At 60.9% G+C, this 25,897-nt stretch carries 13 protein-coding genes and 1 tRNA gene; 8 read left to right on the forward strand and 6 right to left on the reverse strand.

The window, feature by feature from the left end:
- Positions 1-2: 2 nt before the first annotated feature.
- Both otsB and AC0L2J_RS25230 read left to right on the forward strand, forming a co-directional pair.
- Positions 3-824, forward strand: coding sequence for a trehalose-phosphatase (gene otsB / locus AC0L2J_RS25225; protein WP_007604474.1), 822 nt, complete (start codon positions 3-5; stop codon positions 822-824).
- A gap of 238 nt (positions 825-1,062) precedes the next feature.
- Positions 1,063-2,526, forward strand: coding sequence for a trehalose-6-phosphate synthase (locus tag AC0L2J_RS25230; protein WP_007604475.1), 1,464 nt, complete (start codon positions 1,063-1,065; stop codon positions 2,524-2,526).
- A 51-nt stretch (positions 2,527-2,577) separates the two neighbouring features.
- Here AC0L2J_RS25230 and AC0L2J_RS25235 read toward each other — a convergent pair whose 3' ends face one another.
- The gene (locus tag AC0L2J_RS25235) at positions 2,578-2,919 is read right to left on the reverse strand and encodes a hypothetical protein (protein ID WP_473394868.1); all 342 of its coding nucleotides are present in this window, start codon (positions 2,917-2,919) and stop codon (positions 2,578-2,580) included.
- A 196-nt stretch (positions 2,920-3,115) separates the two neighbouring features.
- Here AC0L2J_RS25235 and AC0L2J_RS25240 point away from each other — a divergent pair.
- A tRNA-Ser gene (locus AC0L2J_RS25240) sits at positions 3,116-3,205 on the forward strand.
- 364 nt (positions 3,206-3,569) lie between these two features.
- Here the strand turns inward: AC0L2J_RS25240 and AC0L2J_RS25245 are convergent.
- Both AC0L2J_RS25245 and AC0L2J_RS25250 read right to left on the reverse strand, forming a co-directional pair.
- Complete coding sequence (locus tag AC0L2J_RS25245; protein WP_473394880.1) at positions 3,570-4,118, reverse strand: 3'-5' exonuclease; 549 nt, start codon at positions 4,116-4,118, stop codon at positions 3,570-3,572.
- An 856-nt stretch (positions 4,119-4,974) separates the two neighbouring features.
- Positions 4,975-5,499, reverse strand: a complete 525-nt coding sequence (locus tag AC0L2J_RS25250) for a toxin-activating lysine-acyltransferase (protein WP_473394869.1) — start codon at positions 5,497-5,499, stop codon at positions 4,975-4,977.
- Between the two features lie 591 nt (positions 5,500-6,090).
- On the opposite strand from AC0L2J_RS25250, the gene AC0L2J_RS25255 reads away from it, so the two are divergent.
- Both AC0L2J_RS25255 and AC0L2J_RS25260 read left to right on the forward strand, forming a co-directional pair.
- The gene (locus AC0L2J_RS25255) at positions 6,091-8,508 is read left to right on the forward strand and encodes a multicopper oxidase domain-containing protein (RefSeq protein WP_473394870.1); all 2,418 of its coding nucleotides are present in this window, start codon (positions 6,091-6,093) and stop codon (positions 8,506-8,508) included.
- Between the two features lie 9 nt (positions 8,509-8,517).
- Entirely contained in the window at positions 8,518-9,501 is a 984-nt protein-coding gene (locus tag AC0L2J_RS25260; protein ID WP_473394871.1) for an SCO family protein, read from the forward strand.
- 17 nt (positions 9,502-9,518) lie between these two features.
- On the opposite strand, the gene AC0L2J_RS25265 is transcribed toward AC0L2J_RS25260, so the two are convergent.
- The 3 genes from AC0L2J_RS25265 to AC0L2J_RS25275 all read right to left on the reverse strand — a co-directional run bounded on the left by AC0L2J_RS25265 (position 9,519) and on the right by AC0L2J_RS25275 (position 12,804).
- Positions 9,519-10,310: a M23 family metallopeptidase gene (locus tag AC0L2J_RS25265; protein ID WP_473394872.1), complete on the reverse strand. Its 792-nt coding sequence runs from the start codon at positions 10,308-10,310 to the stop codon at positions 9,519-9,521.
- Positions 10,311-10,526: 216 nt separating this feature from the next.
- Positions 10,527-11,192 (reverse strand): LuxR C-terminal-related transcriptional regulator, encoded by a 666-nt coding sequence (locus tag AC0L2J_RS25270; protein WP_473394874.1) that lies wholly within the window; start codon positions 11,190-11,192, stop codon positions 10,527-10,529.
- A gap of 229 nt (positions 11,193-11,421) precedes the next feature.
- Positions 11,422-12,804 carry a sensor histidine kinase gene (locus AC0L2J_RS25275; protein WP_473394875.1) on the reverse strand — a complete coding sequence of 461 codons (1,383 nt, stop codon included), beginning with the start codon at positions 12,802-12,804 and terminating at the stop codon, positions 11,422-11,424.
- Between the two features lie 453 nt (positions 12,805-13,257).
- Between AC0L2J_RS25275 and AC0L2J_RS25280 the strand changes: the two genes are divergently transcribed.
- From AC0L2J_RS25280 to AC0L2J_RS25290, 3 genes are all read left to right on the forward strand, one after another.
- On the forward strand, positions 13,258-23,574 hold the full coding sequence (locus AC0L2J_RS25280) for a peroxidase family protein (RefSeq protein WP_473394876.1): 10,317 nt from the start codon (positions 13,258-13,260) through the stop codon (positions 23,572-23,574).
- 84 nt (positions 23,575-23,658) lie between these two features.
- Positions 23,659-25,410 carry a type I secretion system permease/ATPase gene (locus AC0L2J_RS25285; RefSeq protein ID WP_473394877.1) on the forward strand — a complete coding sequence of 584 codons (1,752 nt, stop codon included), beginning with the start codon at positions 23,659-23,661 and terminating at the stop codon, positions 25,408-25,410.
- On the forward strand, positions 25,407-25,897 hold a 491-nt coding region (locus AC0L2J_RS25290), incomplete at its 3' end, for a hypothetical protein (RefSeq protein WP_473394878.1). The genes AC0L2J_RS25285 and AC0L2J_RS25290, both read left to right, overlap by 4 nt.

Below are 25,897 nucleotides of genomic sequence, written 5' to 3' on the forward strand. Positions count from 1 at the left end.
CTATGAAATCGGAACTGGCTGAATTGGATCAGAAGCGCACCATGGTCGACGATGAAGCGCCCGATGCGGTGCCGGTGCCCCACGCACTTGTGCCGCATCTCAATGAAACAGCGATCCTGCTCGACATCGACGGGACGCTGCTCGACCTGATGCCGACGCCGCGCGAGGTGTGGGTGCCGCCCGGCCTGTCGGAAACACTGAACCGGTTGACGGAGCGCACCTCGGGCGCGCTGGCGATGGTCAGCGGCCGTTCGCTCAACGACATCGACCTGATCTTCGCGCCCGATGTCTTCCGCGCCGTCGCCGGCCACGGCGCGGAGATGCGGCTTTCGGTCGACAACGAAGCCGACGCCGTCAGCGCGCCGCCGCTGGACAAGGAGTTGAAGCGGCGGCTCGCGGCGGTTGCCAAGCTCAGTCCCGGCATTCTGCTCGAAGACAAGGGCTATTCGCTGGCGCTGCATTACCGCCTCGCGCCGCATGCGGAGAAGGCGATCTATGAAGCCGTTTCGCTGATCCGCGCCGACCTGCCCAATGCGCCGATCGAGGTGCTGCCCGGCAAGTTCGTTTGCGAGATCAAGCATTCCGGTTTCACCAAGGCGACCGGCGTGCGCGAATTGATGAAGCACGAACCTTTCAAGGGGCGCCGTCCGATCTTCATCGGCGATGATGTCACCGACGAGACCGTGTTCGCGATCATGCCCGACATGAACGGGCTCGCCTTCTCGGTCGGCCGCCGCGCCATGGGTGTCAACGGGCACTTCGACGCGCCGAACGACGTGCGCGCGTTCCTTGCGCGGCTGCTCGACGACTCAAGGTTGGAATAAGGCGCCGACATCTCGCAGCCACATATCGCGCGCGTAACTCTCCAGCGCGACCGCTTCATGCTGCGCGCGCCAATGTTCCAAAACCAAGTTTGTGTAGCGAAATCGTTGGGTTCCGTGAAGGTAAACCGGTTCCAACGCGCACGCCCGATTTTGGTTTCAATTGGTGCAAAGGATGATCAGGAACCATATTGATGAACGGCAGTTAAATGGGGTGGAATGAAACAGGAGGGGACGACCTGTGAATTTAGTCGTCGTTTCGAATCGCGTCGCGCGCGGCAAGGCCAATGAGCCCATGACGGGCGGTCTCGCGGCGGCGTTGTTACCCGTTGTGGAACATTCGGGCGCGATCTGGGTGGGTTCCTCGGGCCGTGTGCGTGACGGACATCAAAAGGAGCCGTTCGCCGAGATCGAAGCACTGGGTTCGGGCGCGATTGCCACGCTGGATCTGCCGGCGGCGCATTACGGCGGCTATTACGAAGGTTTTGCCAACTCTGCCCTGTGGCCGGCGCTGCACTCGCGCAGCGATCTGATCCGCGTCTCGCGCGACGACTATGTCAGCTATCGCGAGGTCAACGCTTTCATGGCGCGCGCCTTGATGCGCTTCCGGAAAGCACAAACCGCGTTCTGGGTGCAGGACTACCATTTTCTCGCGCTCGGCGCGGAGCTGCGGGATCTCGGCGTCGACGATCCGATTGGCTTCTTCCTTCACACGCCATGGCCGGTCGCCGCGGTGATGCAGGGCGTGCCCAACCATCGCGAGCTGATCACGGCGATGCTGGCCTACGATCTGATCGGCTTCCAGACCCATGACGATTGCCAGAATTTTCTCGGCTATGTCGCGAGCGAACTCGGCCTCGCCGTCGAAGACGGCGTCGCGACCTCGCAGCATGGCCGAACGCGCTGCGAGGTGTTTCCGATCGGCATCGACGCCGAGAAGTTCGCGCAATACGCGGCGAAATCGGCGTCGCATCCGGATGTGTCGCGGCTGCGCCGCAGCCTCAACGGTGAGCGGCTCGCGATCGGCGTCGACCGGCTCGATTATTCCAAGGGCCTCGTCAACCGCATCAGCGCGTTCGATCGGCTCTGGACCGAGCATCCGCAGTTTGCGCGCAGCATTTCGCTGCTACAGATCGCAAATCCCTCGCGCGGTGCCATTGAAGCCTATGGCAATTTGCAGAACGAGGTCGCGCGGCTCGTGTCCGACGTCAACGGCCGCCATGGCGAGGCCGACTGGACACCGATCCGCTATCTCAACAAAGGCTTTAGCCAGGCCGTGCTCGCGGGCCTCTATCGCACGGCGCAGATCGGTGTCGTGACGCCGCTGCACGACGGCATGAACCTTGTCGCCAAGGAATATGTCGCCGCGCAAAACCCGGCCGATCCCGGCGTGCTGGTTCTGTCGAAATTCGCTGGCGCGGCCAACGAGCTCGACGCCGCGCTGCTGGTGAATCCGCACGACATCGACGGGATGGCGCGCGCGATCGCGGTCGCGGCCGCGATGCCGCTCACCGAGCGCAAGATGCGCTGGGATGCGATGATGAAGAAGCTGCGCGGCCACACCATCCAGCAATGGTCGGCGGATTTCGTCGCTGAGCTGGAGAAGTGCCGGACGGAGAAGGCCGCGGTCGCTCCGCTCGCCAACCAGCCGCCGCAGGCGCTGCGCTGGCTCAAGTCGGCGATCTCAGGCGTGCGGTTGATCTAGTCTCCTTCTCCCCGTTTCTTGCGGGGAGGGCAGGGGGCGAAGACGAGAGCCTCAATAGCAATACGACACGCCCTCCAGAATCGCGCACTGCCGCTTGTTCGGCGCGTTCGGATCGTCGAGCGGCACCACGCCCTTACCCTGGCCGACGAACACGCCCGGCCCGACATGCACCGAGCTCTTGTTGCCGATGATGACGCTTTGATGCGGCGTCGCGCTCGAACGGGTGCCGTCCGGCCAGAGGATGGCATCGCCGGAAAGCATCCCGCGCCGCCCGTCGTCACAGCTGACATCGACCCCTTGCCGGGTGCAGACCTGTGCGGCGGCCGGCAAGGCGAAGGCGGCGGCAAGGGCCGAGATCAGGCTCAGCGCGGCGATGGTGTTGCGGATGGTCATGGTGCCCCCGGACGTTTTTGACGGTCTTGAGTGAATCGTCGCACCAAACCCGCCACCGGTTCAGCCGGCTGGCGGTTCCGAGCGTTGGCGCCGCGCCTGATATTGTCTATAAAATACAATATCTTACGGAAAAATCATCCGATTTCCCCGCGATCCCTTGCAAAATCATCGGTGCCCCTTCAAGAGAGTGCGCTCCGGAGAGATGGCCGAGTGGCTTAAGGCGCACGCTTGGAAAGCGTGTGTGCGGGAAACCGTACCGTGGGTTCGAATCCCACTCTCTCCGCCAGCCCGGCAAAGTCATCTCGTACTTCAATGTGCAGACAGGTCGAAATCCTGCCATTTTCGCGCATTTTCCTCACCAGAGGCTGCCGCAGCCAATCAAAAATGGCCTTCGAGAAGCTCGGAGAACCGCATTTTCTCCGAATCTTACTAACACTCGAATCGGTCTGGTGCGGCATTTTCCGGCAGACCGAGTGCTTATTGGAGAAGCAGTTTGCATCGCTCTCGCTCGACCGATGGGAACGAAATTCTCCCGACGAACCACGACTCGGAATTAAAGTATTCGATTGGCCGATGCATGCCGACGTGCCGGTACCGATGAGGTTTCTGACAAAATCTGATCGGTCTCATCAGGCGACCTGCTATCTTGGTCAATCCCTCCACTCGACCTCTGCAGCCTGGTTTGCTTCGTCCACATCAACGTACCAGGACCGCGGCCTCCCATCGGAGCCGTCGCTCCAGCGATAGCCCCGTCTCTTCAACATGTCCTTCAATTCAAATGGAGCGTGCTCCGCCCAGATCCGAATCGTTTTGCGGCGAGCCCGTTCGCGCAGAACGGCGAAGGCGGATCGATTCAGCTTTGAGACGTCAGACACCAAGATCTCTATCAACGCCCTGCAATCGTCGATGGCGCGATGTGCTTGGTGGAACAGACCGCCGCCGGCCAAAAGATATCCGAGACGAGATCCATCGAAGCCGTGTTTACGCCACTCCACTTCCGTTGCGGAGCATGCCTTAGGCTTTCGTTCGAACGCCGGCCAGTAGCCTTCCGCGAACTTTCGGTCGAAGTTTGCGTTGTGGGCTACGATCAGCACAGCATCCGAGACGAACGACGCGACGGCATCGGAATCGATACGATGCCCGGACACCATTTCATCGGTGATCCCGGTGAGTTCGGTGATTTCCTCCGGGATCGGGATCGACGGTTCGTTGAAGAAAAGACCTCGGCTATGGCTGCTATTCTGTCGTCTGGCAGATCGGTGAACTTGACCATGGCAAGTTCGATGGCTTCATCCTGCGCAGTTTTCAGGCCGGTTGTCTCGACATCGATAAGAATACCCGTCCTAGTTATCTGCCTATTGAATGCGGAGAATTCGTTCCGCGGGAGAAGCTTGCGGAGAAAGCGGTAATCGGGAGACCGGCCTAGCATCTCGGACATTCTTATCCGATCGGTGTTTTCCGACGACATGATTCGACCGTCTATTGCGGGGAGACTCAACGTTGAGACCTCAAGTCTACAATCCCGCGCACTATGGTCAAAGGCCTGCCACCGAGCGACTGAGGCTAATCTGGGTCTCGCTGCTGTTGCCTTTAGAGGAGCACGCGTAGCCGTCGGCCGTTGGCCGACTTATTCCGTAACAACTCATCTGCGAATGTCTGGAGCTGGGAGAAAAGCGGACGTCACAGCAGACAGAGGTCAGAGTCAGCCCTTGACTCAAAGTGGGCGACCGACATCACCACACGTGGGTCGTGCGCCAGCTGCCCGCTTTTGCCTTTAATTGTAGTGATCTGCGAACGGGCTCGCCTGGTTGCGGTACAATTACGATCGGCGATGCTTGTAATCTATCGAGGCAAGTCTGGGCGGGCCAAGGCGACTGCGCTGATCCGAGCATGCGTCGATGCCAAACCTTAAACGTAAAGTTTCTTAGCAACGCACCGCAAGGCGCGGAGCAGTATGGTCGACACAGGCGCTAGTACGACGGAATCGAAATAGCGACAGAGTCGTTTCGTCCTCGAATAGACGATCGGCCGCGCGCACAGAGGCGCAGCTAGAGCCTAGTTCATGTCGCGCCGCCGATCGACGAGGTGCTTACTGAAGCGTCTTAAAGTGGCGTCTAACGTTCTCTCCGCCGTTTCAAGGATGTAAATCTTGGCGCCATCGTCGCCATTGCGACCAAGGATCTTGACCTTGCGATTCTTGAATGTCGTCTGCAGCAGATCCTTCACGACTGGGTAAACGAAGCGTTCTTCGCCGGCGGCATGCACCAGCCAGGGAATATCGCCTGACATCCATTCGGCCGGATCAAGCCTCGGTCGGAAATTCGCCGCTGCTGTCAGACGCTGGTCGATCTCCGGCGATAGAAGCGCCCAAAGTACGATCGCGGCCGGAAGTGTCCGACTGTCGTCCGCCTCGCTTGTCGCCAAGGCAAACCGATACTGCCGATTTGCTATTGCAGGAATGAGCAGCCACTCGAGGTCGCCAATCGTGTATTCGCGATAGTGTGGCGAGCGCATCAACACGCCAATGGCTTTGGTGAAGGCGGTCGCGTTGTTTGGAAAGTCCGCTTCGAATGTCGACATCTTGAGCCTTTCACAATGACGTGCATGCGTCGTGCCCCGTCGTCTTACGCGCCGACATCGCCTAGCCTCGGGACACTTAGACGCCCCGCGCTCGACGGACATCTAGGTGAAGCAACAGGCCAACTTCGAGTTCGACAGCCGTGCGACCACGTTATGAAAAGCAACGGAGTTTCTAACGCGGATTATGAGTAGCTATCGAAATATTCGCGGAGACGCTGCTAGCAGCACTGCTGCACACCGAGATATAATTTGTCTAAACAGCAAACACAACACTAGGCGAAAAACGCTCACCGCGTTACTTCGAGCTACCGCCGCGAGCGTTCGTTCGTCAAGTCACAGCTCGAAAACTCACTCTTAGGATGCTGTGATCTCCTGCAAGTTCGCAAGAGTATCTCTTCTTTCGAATGGCGAACCCGGACAACGTTCGAGCCGAAGCGTCGCCTGTAGTCCTCCCAAACTTGCGGCGTTAAGACTTTGGTCTGAAATGTCACGAGACCTAAGGCGTGGCGTTTGCGACCTAGGTACCTTGTTCTCCGCGATTCCGTAGCTCAGGTTCAGCTTCTCTGAATCATGATTGCGGTGGGGCTAGACATGTATCTCTCCAAAAGCGAGTCAAAGCGCCGCTTGAAAGAGGCCGAGGACGCTCGTGCGAACCGGCTTGAAATCGTCAGCGCTCTTTCGCAAGGCAGTATTTCGAAGCGAGATTTGTTTCGATGGGGATTGCTGACGGCAACAGGCGCAATCCTGGCGAAGAACGGACTAAGTCCCTTCGCAACAAGTGCATACGCGCAGGTGCCGACAGGCACGCCGCCAAGCCCGCTGTTCGGCGCAAAAAAATTCACTCACCGGATGCCGCGGCAGGAATTGCAGAAGCCTATTCCACTGTTACGTCAGACCAACGGCGACGCGGCGTGGCAAGTCGCTCCGGGGATGAGCGAGCCTGCTGCCAAGAATTTATCGTACCACACCGACTACGACAATTCAGGGCGCGCCGGCTACCGCAATCCGGTCACCTATATTGGGCCGATGGAAGGGCGTCCGCCAGGTCCGCTATTTGCGCATCAACGCTGGGAGGAATTCTATCCGAAGGTCGGCTATCTCCTCTCGATGGGCCAATGCCGCACGGCGACGAAATTCTGTGATGAGATGCCTGACCAGAATCCTAACGCCATGTGGTCGTTCGGAGCGCGATCACCCGGAATGCGGGGAGCGCGAGAGGGGCGAAGGACGGGCTACGGAACGCCTTGTCTCATCAAGGCTCGCTACGGCGAGCCTGTCCTAACGCGAATCTACAACGATCTGCCGGTCGATCGCGCCCTCAACGGTGGCTTTGGCCGCAACGAAATCTCGATTCATTTCCACAATGCGCACAATGGCGCCGAGAGCGACGGCGCCTGCAATGCCTACCACTTTCCAGGAACGTTCTATGATTACCACTGGAGCACGGCGCTGGCCCGACGCGACATGCCGAGCGTCTGGCCGACGAGTGATCCGGATTACCTGCGCAAGGCCTCCGGCCCCGACGATGGCGACGGCATCGTTCCGGTCGCCGGAGATTTTCGTGAACTGCAAGGGACACTTTGGCTGCACGATCATCGGTTCTTCTTCACCGCCGAGAACGTCCACAAGGGGATGTTCGCGATGTGCAACTACTACAGTGGCCCGGACCGCGGCAGCGACAGGGCCGACCGAAACAACATCAACCTCAGACTGCCGAGTGGAAATCGTCTCCCTTGGGGCAATGTCGATTTCGACGTCAATCTGGTGGTCAGCAACCCAGCCATGGACAAGGACGGTCAGCTGTTTTTCGACATTTTCGACACTGACGGATTCGTCGGCGACATGCTCCTGGTCAACGGATCCTATTATCCCTATTTCGAGGTTCTTCCCCGCCGGTATCGCTTCCGGATCCTGAACGCCTCGATGTCACGTTTCATCAAGCTGGCGCTGGCGGTCAACAAAAGCCTGAGGTTTGCGCCGGAAACGCCGGTGCCGTTCTACTTCATAGCCAATGACGGCAATTTCGTCGTCAGCCCGATCCAGCTCACCCAGCTTGATGAGCAGGGTGTTGCCGAGCGCTACGATATCGTCATCGACTTTTCCGCGTTCCGGCCCGGCGACAGTCTCTACTTCCTCAATCTCTTGAAGCAGTCGGATGGACGCAAGCCGGATGGGGCCGTCTCGCTCAAGAAGGCTTTCAAGGGCGAGGAAGATCCGTGCGTCGGCCCGATCTTGGAATTCCGTGTCGTTTACTCGCTGAAGAGCGTCGATGATCCAAGCACGACCTATACGGCGGAAACTCCGGACCCCAGCGTCGACTTGAGCGATTCCGATTGGCGGACGGGTCGACGTACCTTGACCACGCAAATTCCCGTGGTGGCTCCGGTTCGAGAAAGGGTCATCGAGTTCGGAAGGTTCAGCGACGGAGATTCGCGCAACAACCCGGAAAAACAATGCATCCCCGACTGCGGCGACACCCTGATATTCCCGTGGTCGATCCGCGTGAACGGGCAGGCAGCGCACACACTCAATGCAAACCGCATCTCGGCCCTTATTCCCAAGCCCGGTGAAGTCGAGCACTGGACGCTCATCAACGGTGGCGGTGGTTGGGACCACCCGATCCACCTCCACTTCGAAGAGGGCGTTACCATCAATCGGGGGGCGGCCACGATTCCGGCAACGGAATTGCTGGTGAGAAAGGATGTCTGGCGGCTGCGGCCCGACGGCCGGGTCAAGTTCCAGGTCCGGTTTGGCGAATTCGGCGGTTCCTACGTCAACCATTGCCACAACACAGTTCACGAGGACTTCGCCATGCTGCTACGATACCAGCTGCTGTCGCCACCCCCCGGCGATCCGGATTACGCCAAGACTGGATCGAGCCCCCACTACAAGCCGACGATGACGCCGCTTCCGTCTGCCAGTGGCGTGACTTGGAAGCAACCCGAGGTGCTCCCGGAGGCAGATCCGGCCAACAGCCGCTTCTTCACTGGTGCCATATCGAAGACTTAGGAGGCGGGCATGCGCTTCACCGTGGCGTCACGCGTGCGTGTCTGGGGGGGAGCGGCAGCAAGCAGCTGGCTTGCCGCGCTCGCCATGGTGGTCTTGACCGGGGTAACACAAAGCGCAGAGACGCGCTGGAAGGAGGGCTACATCCCCAACGTCCCCGTGGTCACGCAGGATGGGCGAACATTGCTGTTCTATGACGACGTGATGAAGGGTAAGATCAGCATCATCAGCTTTATCTACACCAGCTGTCGCGATATCTGCCCGGTCGTGACCGCGCGATTGTCACAGCTCGAGGACAAGCTCGCCGGCAGTGCGGGGCGAGACTACTTCTTTGTGTCGATCAGCATCGATCCGGTGAATGATACACCCGACAAGCTGAAGGAATACAGCAAGGCTTTCGGCATCGGAGGAAGCTGGCTCTTCCTCACTGGCAAGGCGCAAGACATCGAGCTCATCCGCCATCGACTTGGCGAACGCAGCCGGGCTCTGACCGAGCATCGCAACGAAGTCCTATTGTTCAACGACGTCACGGGCGAGTGGGAAAGGAATTCGGCATTCGGTGACATCAACGTGTTGGCATCAGCCGTTCGTGCGATGGACCCTGTTGAGCGCGCAGCAGTACGGCCCGCAGAGCAAGCCAATGCCGGCACGTTCGTGGACGACCCGTTGAACCTGCCGGGGCAGGCTCTATTTCTGAAAACCTGCGGGGGGTGCCATACCATAGGTCGTGGCAGCAGGGTGGGGCCAGATCTCCAAGGCGTCAATACCCGAAGGAGCCGCGATTGGCTCACAGCATATATCATGGAGCCGGAGAAGGTGAGAGCCAGCAAAGATCCCGCCGCGCTCGCGCTCGCCCAAAAATACCCTGCCGTGCGAATGCCAAATTTGGGGCTATCGGAATTCGATTCGAGCGACGTCATCGCGTATATCGAGGCTATGACCTATGCCAAGCGCACGGACGAATCCACGCCACACGCGCACCATCACCATCATTGATCTGACATTGGGCGGCGCTATCTCGCGCCAAGTTGAACGTCGAAGGTCTTGCTCAGTACGGTTCCGTCGTTTCCTGAAACCGAATATGCCGCCGTGTAGCTGCCTGGCTTCCACGCCTCATCTTTCCGCTTTCGTCCGGACGCGACAAAGTACTGGGCTTTGTCGCGATCGAGAGCAGGTGCCCTGTATTCCCTCGTCAACCCGGTCCAGATCGGACGGCCGCTCCCACAGACTGTCGGCTCCGCTTCGTAAGCGAAGGGGTCCACGATTTTGTTCAGATGCCTTACCGTGAGATGAAGGTGAGGAAACTCCGTGTCTCCGGAGAGGCCTATCAGGCCGAGCGTATGCCCTGGCGAGACACGCTCATTCCGACTGACGCGCACGCTACCTTTGGCCAAATGGCAGTATTGGGTCTTCCATCCATTGGCGTGATCGATAACCACGCCGTTGCCGCATTCCTTGCCTTTGATTGCTGTCCTGCCGATCGTACGCACCGAAATGTCATCAATCTCGTCGCGGGTCGCGATGACCGTACCGGCAGCAGTTGCAAGGACTTCGACGCCCTGGCGCTGGACAGCCATATCGGGAATTCTGATATCGGTACCGTCGTGAGCGTCGTAACTTCGACCGCCGCACTGATAGTCGCGAACCCGGTCGGTGCTATCATGGTCGACGTAGTTCTGGATGAAACAGGTTGAGCCCAGCTCGCATCGAACAGGGAAATTCAGCTTGATCTCGTCGACTGGGCCCGCGCGGGCCGAAAGAGGAGCGGCAGAGAGAAGAAGGCTTGAAAGCAGCCAGACGTTCATCCCAGAACGCACCATACCGTCCGTCCCCGAGCCTAAGCTGGCTTCGCCATGGCGTGGTCAAGTCATTCACGACCTTGGTCGTGACGGATCATGGCCAGGATGTGGAGACGCTTGTCGGCGTCCTGGCTAGTGATTGGAGCGTGATCTCAACGCGGCGATACAAAACTACAGCAGCATCCGTTCGACAAAAAGCCGCCTTCGTGAATGCCTGGACTTCTACGAATGCAAACTGACCGGGGCGCGAGATTCGTTGAATTTCTGCGCAGCAATCACCACTTCCAGACGGTTGCGAACTTGCAGCTTCTGCATCAACGCCGTCATGTAGTGCTTGACGGTCTTCTCGCTGATGTTGATGGCAATTGCGATCTCCTTGTTGGTTTTGCCATTCATGAGCAGGCGAACAATTTGCCGTTCGCGAATACTCAGGATCACAGCCTGCGCGGCCTTGCGCCTCAGCGAAGCGTCTCGGAGCCCGGCTATGACCCTGCTTGCGAAGCTCTGTGTTATGTAGGTCTCACCGGTTTGAACCGCCCAGATGGCCTGTATCAATTCCGCGGTATTGCTTCCCTTTAGGACATAACCGCTGGCCCCCGCGTCCAGTGCGCGAATGGCCGAATCGACGCCGGTAGCTGCGGTGAACGCCACGACCTTCGTCATTGGTGAAATCTTGATCGCGTTTTCGATCGCGCTATAGACGTCGCCGGGGAGGCTAAGATCGACCACCGCGACCTGCGGCCGGTTCCGATCGCAAAGTTCCACGATGTCGTAGGCCGTTGTTCCCGATCCGATGACTTCGAACCCTGAAGTGCGGCGTAGCAAAGAGTGAATGGCTTCGATCATCAACGGATGATCATCAATGACGGCAATCGTGACCGTACTCATGGGAAACTCCCGTACAAAATACACAGCGCAACTCAGTCGGCGCAACCGTCGACCGGAACACGAAAAGCGTTCGACTTAAAAGCCAGCCGTCTTAGTCAGGTAAAAACAGGCAATTTCTGTCTCATATTCTTAGTATTAGAAATTTCAAATGTAAATGCGCATTGAAAGATGATGTTAACGTATGTCGGTTCTGAAGCAAATTGGTTCGCCAAGCGACAATGGCGTGACCTCAGTTCGTCAAGTTGACGAGCGGTATCTTAACCGAAACACGAGTTCCATCTGTCAACGAGATCACATCCAGCGAGCCGTTGAACGCTTCGACGCGCCGGCGGACCCCGTTTAATCCCAGCCCCGCGTGGTTACCTCGCTTGGGCGCCTGCAGTTGCGCAGTTGTTGCTGTTCCACTGTCGCTTACGACAACTTTTAGCGAGTTGCGCGTCTGTGATGCAGCCACGAGTTGCTCATTTCCGCGGGCGTGCTGATACGCATTGTTCAGCGCCTCTTGGACGATCCGGTACAAACAGACGCGCAGCGGAGCGGGACAGAAGGGCAGATTCTCGATCTCGCATTTGACAGTTGTGCCGGTTCTGCGTTCATGCTGCCGAACGGCGAGCCGCAAGGTTTCGGTCGTTGAGACGTCGGTGAGCTCGGGCAGTACCAAGCCCGTCGCGATGTCTCGCAACTCGGTCAAAGTGCCGTTCAGCAGTTCGTCAACATCTGCGAAAGAGGGCCGACCATCGTTGGCGGCTTCCAAATCGTTTGTCTCCAGCAGCTCACCGAGCTTCAGGCCGAGTACGGTCAGGACCTGAATCGGTCCATCGTGAAGGTCTTGCCCGAGTTGATTCAGAAAGCGCTCGTTGGATCGAATCGACTCCAATCGCGCGTTATCTGCCTCCTGGCGCAGCTTGTCGTTTAGAGTCGCAAGCGCAGCAGTTTGCGCCACTTTTTCCTTCAAGGCGATGCGGTGTCTTCGAACCGTGCGGGCTGCGCGCTTAACCAGCAGGTACAGCAAGAACATCATCGGCGCCGCGATAGAGGCGACGATGGCCCCCGACTCAATCCGGATGTCGCGCAACTCGCCCGTTAGTCTTTCGCCGTCGTTGAGGACCTTGCCTGCCGCGATGATCTCCTTCGTTCCCGACCGGTACAGCGGGGCGTAGACTTCGATTACGGGGTGCTGCGATTTTTGATCGGCGCTTTCTTTGATGGTTGCCGTCGCCTGTCCGAGAAAAGCGGCGTTCAGCCCGGCCGGTATGGACTTCGTTCCGACACGATGCTTGTTACCGGTGGAGTAAGCCAAGGTGCCGTCACGCCGCCAGATCTCGATTGATTTCGAACGTTTGCCAAGCTTTGTTTCGACTAATTCGTCCAGCTTCTTGACGCTATCGTCCGACAATTTGTTGGTAGTTATGAGCTCCTGCACCAACGGACCGAGAAAAAGATCGAGAAGTGATGCGCCTTCTTCGGCCGCGGTGAGCGTCAAACTCGATTGCAAGGCGTTGGAGACCGCATAAGCAAGTAGCGTCATCGAGCAGACGATAGTTATCGCTGCTGCAAGCAAAAAGGTCGGAAGCAGCGGGGTGGGGCGCCGTGCAATTCCAGCGATGCCCAATCTAATTTGCCAACCGGGCTGAGACATTTCCAATAACTTCTGAACTCAAAGACACTAACTCGCCACACCATCCCCGGGAGAAAAACAAAATACGACCCGGGATATTCCGGACACTGCTCCGTCGCGTCCTTATGACGCACCGTCAGAATACGGGGACTTCTACAGGCGTACACGCTCAGAAGCCGGTATGAGACAAGCTGCAATTTCCTTCGGGCGCTTCCATCCGGGCCGCCCGCATCTGCAAGTCTTTCCGAAGGAAAGCCTCCCGATTTTCTGACGATGACAATTGTGGCTTGCTATCGACCTACGTCGCCGGGCGATGAGACCAAGGTCCAAGCAATCACTCCGGCTTCAGTCCCGACGACGCTGAGACCTTGTCCCCTACCTCTTCGATCGCTTGCGGGCCTTAGTGGGCACATCGCAAACTCTCTTTGAGCAGCAGGGATCAAAGTCATGAGCACGAGCTTCGTCGTCAACCTCGCCGATCTCACCAAGATCCTCGACCAGATTAAGGTCGCCGAACGGAATGTCGCTGGCGAGAGCCTCATCGACATCATCGGTCAGGATGCGGCCTTGCTACCGATCGGTCTGCGAACCGTGGACGGCAGCTTCAATCACCTTTTGCCGGGACAGAGTCAGGCCGGCGCAGCCGACGAGATATTCCCGCGGTTGCTGACTCCGGTCTATACCAACGAGGCTGACGGCGACACCATGATGCTGGTTCCTCCGGGAACTCCAGGCTTTCCAAACGGCCTGTTCGTCACGAATACCAATTATGATCCCGCCGTCCCGGTCGCTCCTGGTGCGTTCGTCAACCCGCACAGCGTGGCCGATGCCGATCCCCGCATCATCTCCAACTTAATCGTGGATCAGACGCTATCTAATCGCTCCGCGCTAGTCGCTGCTCTTCAGGTAGTGGGCGCCGCCGACCCGAATGCCGCCGCAGACTCGATCCTGGCGGCGAGGGCCGCCGCGATCGCCGCTGCGGGCAACAGCGCCACCCACGGCGCTTACGTCGTCGCTGATGCCTCGGCCACGGCGGTGAAAAACGGCATGGCCGACGTGCTCGCCAAGCTGATCGAGTTTCGCAACGGCATGAACGACAACTCGTTAGACCCGGCCGACCAGACCGCGGTCGGCGATGCGGCCTCGGCCGCCCACATGGCCAAGCTGGCCCAGGATGCCGTCGTCGTGGCACTCCAATCCGCAGCCGGCGTCGCCCAATCCGACATTGACAAGGCAGCGACCCTGCAGACAGCACTGACTGCAATGGACACTGCGCTCAGTGGCTACTCCGCAGCGCTCGGCGACGGGCTGTCGTTTTCTGAATTCGCCCAGATTCTCCAGGCCCAGGTTGACGCGGCTGGGTATTCCGCCACGGCGACGTCGAATCTCGCCACGCTTGTGGCAGCCGAACAGGGCACCACCGCGGCCGGCGCTTCCGCGGCCTTCGTCGCCGCGCTGCAGGAGAACGGACTTGAGATTTCGTCGGATGGTTCGATTCTGATCGAGAACCGGTCCCCCGACATCGGCCTTTCCCCGCCCAACAGCGCCTGGATGACCTTCTTCGGCCAATTCTTCGACCACGGTTTGGACCTCGTGACCAAGGGCGGTAACGGCACCATCTACATGCCGCTGCAAGCCGATGACCCGTTGATCGCGGGCGCTGACCACATCCTCGGTACCGCGGACGACCTTCCGCCCGAGCTGCGCTTCATGACGCTGTCGCGCACCACGGCGTTCGACGCGAATGGCAATCCGAATCCGAACGGCACCGAATCGCAGAATACGACGACACCGTTCGTCGACCAGAACCAGACCTATACTTCCAGCGCCTCGCATCAGGTCTTCCTGCGCGAGTACAAGTTCACTGTCGATTCGAACGGCGATACCGTCGCCGACTCATTTGCAGAAAATAGCGGTCATTTGCTCAACGGCGCTCATGGCGGCATCGCCAACTGGGCGGAGGTGAAGGCCCAGGCAGCGACAAAGCTTGGCCTGATGCTCAACGATGCCGACGTGCTCGACGTGCCCCAGCTGGTGGTCGATGCCTACGGTCGCTTCAAGCCTGGTGCGCACGGCTATGCCCAGGTCATGGTGACCGTGACCGAGGTGGTCGGCGCCCAGACGTTCACGACCCTGATGACCGTCGAGGGTAAGGCGGGGGGCCTCGACCTCCATAACATTACGTTGGCAGACCTGCCCGCCAGCTTTACACCGCACGCCGGCGCAACCTCGTTCTCGGTTCACACCGTCGGCACTGGTCACGCCTTCCTCAACGACATTGCCAATACGGCGGGCCCAGTCATCGTCAATGGCCAGTTGCGGCCGGACGACATCGATCCCGTCACCGGCGTTGACGCGCATGTCGTCGGTAACGCCGTTCCAATGGACAACCAGGGCCACAATCTCGTCTACGACAACGAGTTGCTCGACCTGCATTTCATCACCGGCGACGGCCGTGGCAACGAGAATATCGGCCTCACCGCCGTCCACACCATCTTCCACTCCGAGCACAATCGCCTGGTTGAAGTGAACAAGGACACCATTATCGCCTCGGGCAGCGCGGCTGTGGTCAACGAATGGATGGCGCCGGATGCGAACGGCCTCCGCAATGGCATCAGCCAGGCCGCACTCGAAGCTATCCTGGCCGAGCCGAATGCCGCGCTCAAGGACGCTGCGATCGATGCGCTGAATTGGGACGGCGAGCGCCTGTTCCAGGCGGCGCGCTTCGTCACCGAGATGCAGTACCAACATCTGGTGTTCGAGGAGTTTGCCCGACGCATTCAGCCAAACGTCGATCCATTCGTGTTCACGAATTCGGCGGATCTCAACCCCGCCATCATCGCCGAATTCGCCCACACTGTGTATCGCTTCGGCCACTCCATGCTGACCGATACGGTCGACCGTCTCGACAACGACCTTTCCTTGGTCAACAGCAACGATCCGAACCAGGACGATCAAGTCCAGGTCACCCTGATCAAAGCCTTCCTCAATCCGATCGAGTTCACCACGGGCGGCATCACGCCCGGCGGCGGCTTTAGCGACGAAGCCGCCACTGGCGCGCTTATCCGCGGCATGTCCCGCCAGGTCGGCAACGAAATCGACGAATTCGTCGTCGAGGCCGTGCGCAACAACCTGCTGGGGCTACCCCTTGACCTGCCGGCCATCAATATAGCCCGAGGACGAGAGGCCGGTATCCCGCCGCTGAACGAGGCGCGGGCCCAGATCTACGCGATGACCGGTGCGGTCGACGTCAAGCCTTACGTCAGCTGGACCGATTTCGCACAGCACATCAAGCACCCGCTGTCGGTGGTCAACTTCATCGCCGCCTACGGCACCCATCCGTTGATCGAGGCGGAAACCACCTCGGAAGGCAAGCGCGCTGCCGCGATGGTGCTCGTGCTCGGTACCGACCAGGACGTGCCGGCCAATGCCGCCATGAATCCGCCGGTTCTGGCGCACACGATCCTCGCGTCGGATCCGCTGGCGGCCGATCGGCTGGACTTCCTCAACGCCACCGGCGCTTACGCAGCTGACGGCGTGGGACCGCATGATGACAGCCTCGGTGGCCTCAACCACGTCGATCTCTGGATCGGCGGCCTCGCCGAGGAACTCAACGAGTTCGGCGGTGAACTTGGCTCGACCTTCAATTTCATCTTCGAATACCAGCTCGAGCACCTGCAGAACGGCGACCGCTTCTACTATCTGAGCCGCACGCAGGGCATGAACTTGCTCAATTTGCTGGAACCCAATTCCTTCACCGATCTGGTGATGCGCAATACCGACCTTGGCGATCTCCATTCGACACATCTGCCGGGGGTCCTGATGTCCACCACCGACATGATCCTGGAGCTCGACCGGTTCGCGGGCCAGGAGAATTACAGCGGGGACCCCTCGCGCGATCACACCGATCCGGCCAACCGCGGCGACCTCGATCCAACCCACGATGACCCCTTCCTGCAGGCAATTGATCCCAAGGTGGTGCGCATCGAGGGCACCGCCCGCATAGTGAACGGCAATCCGGTATTCGATACCGACGGCAAGCCGATCCTTGACGGCGGTGTGCTTAAATTCTCCGGCGGCGAGCATGTGGTGCTTGGCGGCACCGAGGGCAACGATCGATTGATCGGCGACAAGGGGATCGACACGCTTTGGGGCGACGGTGGCAACGACTACCTCAATGCCGGTATGGAATCCGATCAGGTGTTTGGCGGCGACGGTGACGACATCATCGAGGATCCGTTCGGTGACGACTTCCTCCGCGGCGAGGCGGGAGACGACGTGATTGTGGCCGACCAGGGCATCGATCTGCTGTTCGGCGGCGAGGGCAGCGACTTCATCATGGGCGTGACGGACCCGAAGGAAGTGTTTGCTGGCCCCGGCAACGACTTTGTGCTCGGTGGCAGCGCGGCCGACGGCCTGATGGGAAACGAAGGCGACGACTGGATCGAGGGCGGCGAGGGATTCGACGGTCTCTCCGGTGAGAACTCTGACCTGTTCTTTGATTCACCCATCATCGGCCACGACATTCTCAACGGCCAGGGCAACGATACCGACTACGACGGCGAGTCCGGCGATGACATCATGGTCCAGGGCGCGGGCATCCAGCGCAACAACGGCATGCTGGGCTTCGACTGGTCGATCCAGAAGGGTGACGAGACGAATGGCATCATCGACCTCGGGATCTCGCGGTTCCTCACTCAAACCGCGCTGACGCTCCGCGACCGCAACGATTCCGTCGAAGGCGCCTCGGGCTGGAAGCACGACGACACCTTGATCGGGACAAGCGCGCCTGTCGGCGCGGTCGGCGCCGCAACGGGACCGGTCGGCGGCCCCGTGACCGACAGCCAGTTGCTATCCCAGAACGTGGACCTGATCCGCGGCATGGAGGATTTCATCAAGCTCGCGCCGGGAGGCCTGTTCGGCCAATCGGCAGCGACAGTCGCGGCGATCGCGGGCGGCGCGCACTTCCGCGACCTCGCCCCTGACACGACCGTCTTCAATCCGGCCAACGGCGGCGACATCCTGCTCGGCGGCGCCGGCAGCGACATCATCACGGGCAACGCCGGTAACGACCTGATCGACGGCGACCGCTGGCTCAACGTTCGCATTGCCGTTCATCAGACCAAAGATGCCACGGGACCCACGGGCGCCGTGCTGTTCTCAGTCGACGGTCTGACAAGCATCGTGACGGGGTCCGGCCATTCCGACTGGGACGGCAAATCGGTCGCCGACCTGATGCGCACCGGCAAGATCAATCCGGGCCAGCTCGAAGCTGTCCGCGAGATCATATCGGATGGCGCCAGCGCAACAGATGTCGACGTGGCGACCTTTGCCGGCGCCCGTGCGGACTTCACGATCACCCGCAACGCAAACGGGACCGTGACGGTCACCGACAACGTCGTGGCTCCGCTGCTCGGCGCAGACGGCCTGCGGATTCCGTTGCTCGATGACGAGGGCATCGACACCCTCGCCAACATCGAAATCGCTCGCTTCACGACCCGCGATGCGGCGGGGTTGCCGAACGGCACGGTCGATGTCTTCATCGGCCGCGCCACCGGCTCGGTGACGATCACGGGCGCCGAGAACGTTCTCACGGCCGACCGCTCCGGCATCGTCGACGTCAACGGTCTGCCCGGGGCAGGCGGATTCTCCTATCGCTGGGAGCAGTCGACCGATGGCCTGAACGGCTGGACACTTGCTCCAGGCACGGCGACCCAGCAGAACTACACGGTGCCGACCGGAAATCTCAATTTCTTCCGGGTCACCGTCAGCTACGTTGACCAGGATGGCCTCGCAGAGAGTTTCGTCTCAGCGAATTCGGCCAAGGTCGGCGGCAATGCGACCAACGATACCCTGAACGGCAATATTCTGGCCAATCTCCTCAACGGCCGGGGCGGCAGCGACACGCTGAACGGATCCGACGGGGATGACGTGATCAACGGCGGCCCCGGTGCTGACACGCTCAACGGCGGGCTGGGTAACGACCGGCTCGACGGCGGCGCGGCTGCGGATGCGATGACGGGCGGCGCCGGCGACGACACCTATATCGTCGACACTGGCGCCGACACGGCGGTCGAATTGGTCAACGAGGGCATCGATACCGTGCAATCCTCGGTCACCTTCACGCTCGGCGCCAACGTCGAGAACCTGACGTTGACGGGAACCGCCGCGATCAACGGCACAGGCAACGCCCTTGCTAACGTGATCACCGGCAATGCAGCTGCCAATGTGATGTCCGGGCTCGCCGGGAACGACACTTTCAACATCACTGCCGGTGCCAGCGGCGCCGACTCCATCGACGGCGGTGCAGACACCGATACGCTGGCCGTCGGGGGCACCGCAGGCAACAACTCGTTGAATGTTACCCTGGTGGGCGCAGCGCTCACCCTCGTCTCGAACAGCACGTTGACCAGCGTGGAATCGGTCACGGCCGATCTCGGTGCGGGCGTGGATACGCTGGCTTACACTGCGGGAAGTCCGGGAGTGACCGTAGATCTGCTCGCTGGAACGGCAAGTGGCTTCACCTCGATCGCCAATATCGAGAATGTCGTTGGTACCAACAATGCCGACACGATAACCGGCAACGCCGCGGCGAACACGCTCTCGGGTGGCGGCGGTGTCGACGTCCTCAACGGCGGCGTGGGCAACGACCGGCTCGATGGCGGCACGGGCGCCGATATCATGACCGGCGGTCTCAACAGCGACACCTACGTCGTCGATAATGCGGGCGACCAGGTGATCGAATCGGCACTCGAAGTGGGGGTCGATACGGTGGAGACGACGCTTGCCGCCTACACGCTGACGACCGGCGTCGAGAATCTGACCAACACCGCCAACGCGGCGTTTGCAGGCACCGGCAACGCAAGCGACAACGTCATCACCGCGGCGGCCGGAAACTTCGCCGACACCCTGAGCGGTCTCGGCGGAGCAGACACGCTCAATGGCAACGGGGGCAACGACACGCTCAACGGCGGAGATGGCAACGACATCCTCAATGGCGGCACCGGAAACGACATCCTGAACGGTGGCGCCGACGACGACACCATCACCTGGAACGCCAGTACCCCCGACGGCCGCGATGTCGTCAATGGCGGGACGGAGGGGGCGCTCGGCGATACCTTCATCGTCAACGGCAGCGCCACCAGCGAAGTCTACCGAATCTACTCCAACACTGACGACTGGAATAACAACGCCGCGGACGGCATTCAGAGCAGCGCCGTGCATGCTGGGCTCAGCGGTCTCGGCGCGGGAACGGAAATCGTTGTCACCCGCAACACCAACGGCGTTGGCGGCGCAGTGACCAACGCCAACATCATTGCGGAACTGACCGAAATCGAAGAGATCGTCATCAATACCGGCCTTGGCACAGACACGGTCCTTCCGATCGGAAACTTCAATCCGACAAACTTGTCGTTCAACACCATCACGGTGAACGACCAGGGTGGCGCGACCACCGTCGACCTGACCAATTTGAGATCGGCGCACCACGTTGCCTTCCATACCACCGGTAACGACGACACAATGATCGGTGCTCGTCCCCAGGACGAGGTCATCCCCGATGGCATCCCCGCTCCGGGCGGAAACGGCGGCGGCAACGACAACCCGGCCGGCAACGGCAGCATCACCTTCAACGCCTCCGACGTGCTCGCGCTGAAGAACCTCGTCAATGGCCTCCAAGGCGGCGAGGACAATGACGCGGTCGGCATCCGCGATCTGGAAGGTACCGGCAACAACCGGGCGCATCCGAACTATGGTTCGGCAGACCAGCCGTTCATCCGCATCACCGATGCCCATTACGGCGACTACGATCCGGCGACCGGCAATCGCGCCATCAACCCGCTATTCAACGGGCTCGATCCCCGCGCAATCAGCAACGCGCTCGGCACCCAGGAGGCTGGGCTTCCGAAAGAGGCGTCCGGCGTCAACAGCCTGTTCACGGCGTTCGGTCAGTATTTCGACCACGGCCTCGACTTCCTCGGCAAGGGCGGCAATGGCACGCTCCAGATTGGTGCCCCCGGGACCGGACACGCGCCGGGTACGGATAATCCCGCCGATCTGACCCGCGGCACGGTTGCCGGGATGGACGCCGATGGCGTGCCGCAGCACCTCAACAAGACCTCGCCCTTTGTCGACCAGAACCAGGCTTACGGCTCCGACGAACTGGTCGGGCAGCTGCTACGGGAAGGCGATGGGCATGGCGGCTTCTCCGGCCGGCTGCTCGCCGGCGGACCGGATCCGTCGAACCCGGCCTTCAACCTGCTTCCCACGCTTCGGGACATCATCCAGCATCATTGGGCCAACAACACGGTGTTCACGGCGGACTCGCTGCCCGGCGACCACCACGTGGCATTCCGCGACTACTTCGTGGGCCTTGTTAACGGCGGCGTCATTAACGACGCGATGGTGCCCGCGATGGTCAACGACTTCATGGGTAGCGGCTTCCCGTTGCTGCTCGACACCAATCCCTTCATGAACCTGCTCGACCACTATGTGGCCGGTGATGGACGGGCCAACGAGAACATCGCGCTGACCTCGATCCACACCATCTGGGCTCGCAACCACAACTTCCATGTGGACGGGCTTCTGGCCGCCGGATTTACCGGCACAGCTGAGGAGCTGTTCCAGGCGGCCAAGATCGTCAACGAGGCTGAATATCAACGCGTGGTCTATACCGAGTTCGCCGATCATCTTCTCGGCGGAATGCGCGGCGACGGCGACCACGGCTTCGACGGCTATCACCCAGAGGTCGATGCCCGGGTCAGCCATGAGTTCGCTACGGCAGCCTACCGGTTCGGCCATTCGTTGATCGGCCAGACGATGACGGTTCTGAATGCCCAGGGTCAACCGACTCAGGTCAACCTGTTCGATGCCTTCCTCAACCCGACCAACGATTCCAGTGCCTTCGTGAACATGTTGCCTCCGGACTACGTGCCGAAGCCTGGCTACGAGCAGCTTGGTGTCGGTGCAATCCTCGGCGGCAGCGTCCTGCAGGCGGCCGAGGCGGTCGACGTCAACATCGTGGATGCCGTGCGTAACGATCTCGTGCGGATCAGCGCAGACGTGTTCGCCTTCGACGTGGCGCGAGAATGGGACGTCGGCATCGGCTCGATGAACCAGATACGCGCCGACCTGATGGCCTCTGCCGACCCGTACGTTCAGGAAGCTGTGGGTTTCGCAGGCGGCAACCTCACGCCCTATACCTCCTGGGAAGACTTCCAGGCCCGCAACAACCTAAGCGATGCCTTGATCGCGCAGTTCAAGCAGGCCTATCCGGATCTCGTGCTGGCGGCCGGGGACATTGCCGCATTCCAGGCGATCAATCCCGGCATCGAACTCACCGGTCCGAACCACAATACGGTGAAAGGCATCGATCGCGTCGACCTGTTCGTCGGCGGGCTCGCGGAGAAGCACATAAATGGCGGCGTGGTCGGCCAGACCATGTGGGTCGTGCTTCACGAACAACTCGACCGCCTCCAGGAAGGCGATCGCCTGTACTATCTCGATCGCGTCGAGAACCTCGACTTCTATCAGACCGTCGAGGAGCAAGGCTTCGGTGCAATCATTGAGCGCAACACCGGGCTTGCGAATCTTTCGGAAGACGTGTTCGCGACCGTCCAGACCGGCACCGGCACCGGCACCGGCACCGGAACGGGAACAGGCACCGGCAACGGTGACGATGCGGGCAACGATGATGACGACGACGATGGAGATGACACCGGCAACGGCCCCGGCGGCGGCGACGACGGTGACGACGATGGCGACGAAGCCGGATCAGGGACTGGGACTGGCACAGGAACCGGCACCGGCACCGGCACCGGAACAGGCACGGGCGATGGTACCGACACTGCGCCGCCGATCGCCGCGATGGTCCTGGCGGGTACGCCGCAGACCGACGTTCTCACCGGCGCTGGCGGGGACGACAATATCGTGGGCTTCGCCGGCGATGATGTCCTGGTCGGCAATGCTGGTGCCGACTCGATCTCGGCCGGCGATGGCGCCGACTTCGTGAACGGCGGCGCCGGGCGCGACGTGATCCTCTCAGGGGCCGGCGATGATCAGGTATTCGCCGGCGACGGTGCCGATATCGTCTACAGCGACGCGGGAGTGGATCGTATCTTTGCCGATGGCGGCAATGACCTGATAAATGCCGGCGCGGGCGACGATACGGTGTTCGGTGGCGCAGGCAACGACCTGATTGTGGCCGAGATCGGCGACGGCAACGACGCCTATTTTGGCGACGACAGCGACGGTGGCAGCGGCGTTGATACTCTCGACATGTCGGCGATCACCGCAAACGCCTACGTCAACCTGGGCTCCGGACCGATGTCGAACGGAACGGCGATGAGTTCCCAGACCGGCAACGACACGCTCTGGGGAATCGAGAACGTCAACACCGGGTCTGGAAACGACACGATCGTCGCTAGCAATACGGTGAACGTGATGAACGGAGGTCTCGGCAACGACATCTTCAAGTTCAACTCGGTCGCAGCGGCCAACGGTGACACCATTGTCGGCTTCGAGCCGGGCGACCGGCTCGACCTCAGCGGCATCGATGCCGACTACTCGGCCGCCGGAGACCAGGGCTTCACGCTGGTCACGGGCGCCGCCTTCACGGCGGCCGGACAGCTCGCGGTAACCTACGAAACCCGGGCCGACGGCGACTTCACTGTCGTCCAAGGCAACGTAGACGGCAATACGGCCGCCGATTTCAAGATCGAGATCGCCGGACACCAGAACATTACGGCCGCGAACACGACACTGTAGTCGCGGCCGCAGAGAGACGGGATTGGCCCCGTCCCGTCTCTCTCGCTCCCCTCCGATCCCTCCGACCAGACGGCATCACATCCAATGGCGAAATCGAAAGAACTTACCGCTGCGAAACGCCGCCGGCTCAAAGAATTGACGCAGGGCCTGCGAGGCATTGGTCTCTTTCTCTTCATGGTCTCCGGCATGATCAACGTGCTGGCGTTGACCGGCTCCGTTTACATGATGCAGATATACGACCGGGCCCTGACCAGCGGCAGCGTGCCGACGCTGCTGGTACTCTCTGCGCTTGCGATCGGGCTTTATCTGTTCCAAGGCTGCTTCGACGTGGTTCGCTCCCAGGTGCTGGTGCGGGTCGGAGCAAGGATCGACCGCAAGATCGCGCCACTGGCGCATCGGGTCGCCATCGACATGCCGCGCTTCGGCTTCTCGACGTCTGAGGCGCTCGAGCGCGGGCGTGACGTCGATACGGTCCGCGGCTTCCTCGGCAGCCAGGGCCCTTCGGCGCTGTTCGATCTGCCGTGGATGCCGATCTACCTCGCCTTCATCTACGTCCTGCATCCGATGCTGGGCGCACTAACTGTAGCCGGCGCTCTCGTTCTCGTCGTGCTGACGGTCGTGAGCGAGATCATGACCAAGCGGCTCGCTGTCAACTTGCGAAAAGCTGCGATCGCGCGTAACGGCATTGCGGACTGCAACGCGCGCAATGCCGAAGTCCTCAAGGCGATGGGCTTCGCGGGTCGTGCCGTGGGTCGCTTCAACGAGGCCAACGGGGAGCATCTCGAGCTCCAGACCCGCGCCAATGACATAACCGGCTCTTTCGCGGCGGTGTCGCGCGTGCTGCGCATGGTGCTCCAGTCTGCGCTGCTTGGTCTTGGCGCCTATCTCACCATCAAAGGCGAACTGTCCGCCGGCACGATTATCGCAGTATCGGTGGCCTCTGCCCGGGCGCTTGCTCCCGTCGATCTCGCGATCGGCAATTGGAAATCCTTCATCGCCGCGCGCATGGCCTATCATCGGCTTCGTGAGACGGTCGTGGCGCTCGCCGCCGCCGAGGAACCCATGCAGCTTCCCGAGCCGACCGAGCGTCTCTCGGTCGACAAGATCACGGTCGCGGTGCCGGGATCCGGACAGGTCGTACTGAGCGAGGTCGGCTTCGAGCTCGAGGCTGGCCAGGCGCTCGGCATCATCGGCCCCAGCGCCGGCGGCAAGACCACGCTGGTGCGGGCGTTGACCGGGATTTGGCCAGTGCTGCGCGGCAGCGTCCGGCTCGACGGCGCAGACCTTTCGCAATGGCGGGAGGAGGAGCTCGGCAAACATGTCGGCTACCTGCCGCAGGAGATCGCCTTGATGGATGCCACCATCCAGGACAACATCTGCCGCCTCGAGCCGGATCCGGACTACCGCAAGGTTATCGAGGCTGCAAAAGCGGCGGGCGTCCACGACATGATCGTCAGGATGCCGGACGGCTATCGCACGAAGCTTGGACCTCAGGGCTGCGCACTATCGGCGGGCCAGAGGCAGCGGGTAGCGCTGGCACGCGCGCTGTACGGCAACCCCTTCATCGTCGTGATGGACGAGCCGAATTCGAACCTCGACGGAGAGGGAGAGGCCGCGCTGACGGCCGCGATCGAGAGCATACGCGCCCGCGGCGGCATCGCCATCGTGATCGCACACCGGCCGAGCGCACTGGTCGCAGTCGACCTCGTTGCCATCGTTCAGGCTGGCCGCATGGTCGCATTCGGCAAGAAGCAAGACATCATGACCCCGGTCCTGCAGCCGGCGGCGGCTACCGAAACCCGTGAGAGCGAATCCCAGATGAGGAGGCCCGCATGATCAACATTCAGGCCACCAAGCGGCAAACCAGCGAAACCGCGCCCGGCCGCGAGGACTATGAGGAGAAGGAGGATCGCCCCCGTCGTTTCGTGCCGCTCATCTTTCTGCTGATCGTCGGATCCTGCACTGCCTACCTGAAGAGCTTCCTGCCGGCGACGTTGGCGGAGCACGATGATCACCGGCCGCCGCACAGCTCGGATACCGAGGAGCAGGCCATCAAGGAGGAGGACGCCGTCGTCGATTCCGATGCCGAGCCCGGTGACGTTGAGCTCGCCGCAAAATCGTCGGGCAGGACTGAAGCCGTGAGGATTTCGGCTCGCCCGGACGAGGAGGGCGTTGCGTTGGGTTCCCGCGACATCATCGGCCAGGCGCGCACCCCGCAATCGAAAATCGACACTGGCTTCGGCGGTGAGACGCCGAGGGGCGCCAGCGATAAGCGCAGTCCGGACCGCCCCGACGCAGCGAGTGGCGGAGGCGGAGGTGGAGG

It is taken from the genome of Bradyrhizobium sp. MV1.5 (genome assembly GCF_055807615.1).

Excerpts from the sequence above, each read along its gene's own strand:
- AC0L2J_RS25265 (WP_473394872.1), bottom strand. The coding sequence starts at position 10,310 with ATGAACGTCTGGCTGCTTTCAAGCCTTCTTCTCTCTGCCGCTCCTCTT.
- AC0L2J_RS25270 (WP_473394874.1), bottom strand. The coding sequence starts at position 11,192 with ATGAGTACGGTCACGATTGCCGTCATTGATGATCATCCGTTGATGATC.
- AC0L2J_RS25280 (WP_473394876.1), top strand. The coding sequence starts at position 13,258 with ATGAGCACGAGCTTCGTCGTCAACCTCGCCGATCTCACCAAGATCCTC.
- AC0L2J_RS25235 (WP_473394868.1), bottom strand. The coding sequence starts at position 2,919 with ATGACCATCCGCAACACCATCGCCGCGCTGAGCCTGATCTCGGCCCTT.
- AC0L2J_RS25285 (WP_473394877.1), top strand. The coding sequence starts at position 23,659 with ATGGCGAAATCGAAAGAACTTACCGCTGCGAAACGCCGCCGGCTCAAA.
- AC0L2J_RS25250 (WP_473394869.1), bottom strand. The coding sequence starts at position 5,499 with ATGTCGACATTCGAAGCGGACTTTCCAAACAACGCGACCGCCTTCACC.
- otsB (WP_007604474.1), top strand. The coding sequence starts at position 3 with ATGAAATCGGAACTGGCTGAATTGGATCAGAAGCGCACCATGGTCGAC.
- AC0L2J_RS25260 (WP_473394871.1), top strand. The coding sequence starts at position 8,518 with ATGCGCTTCACCGTGGCGTCACGCGTGCGTGTCTGGGGGGGAGCGGCA.
- AC0L2J_RS25255 (WP_473394870.1), top strand. The coding sequence starts at position 6,091 with ATGTATCTCTCCAAAAGCGAGTCAAAGCGCCGCTTGAAAGAGGCCGAG.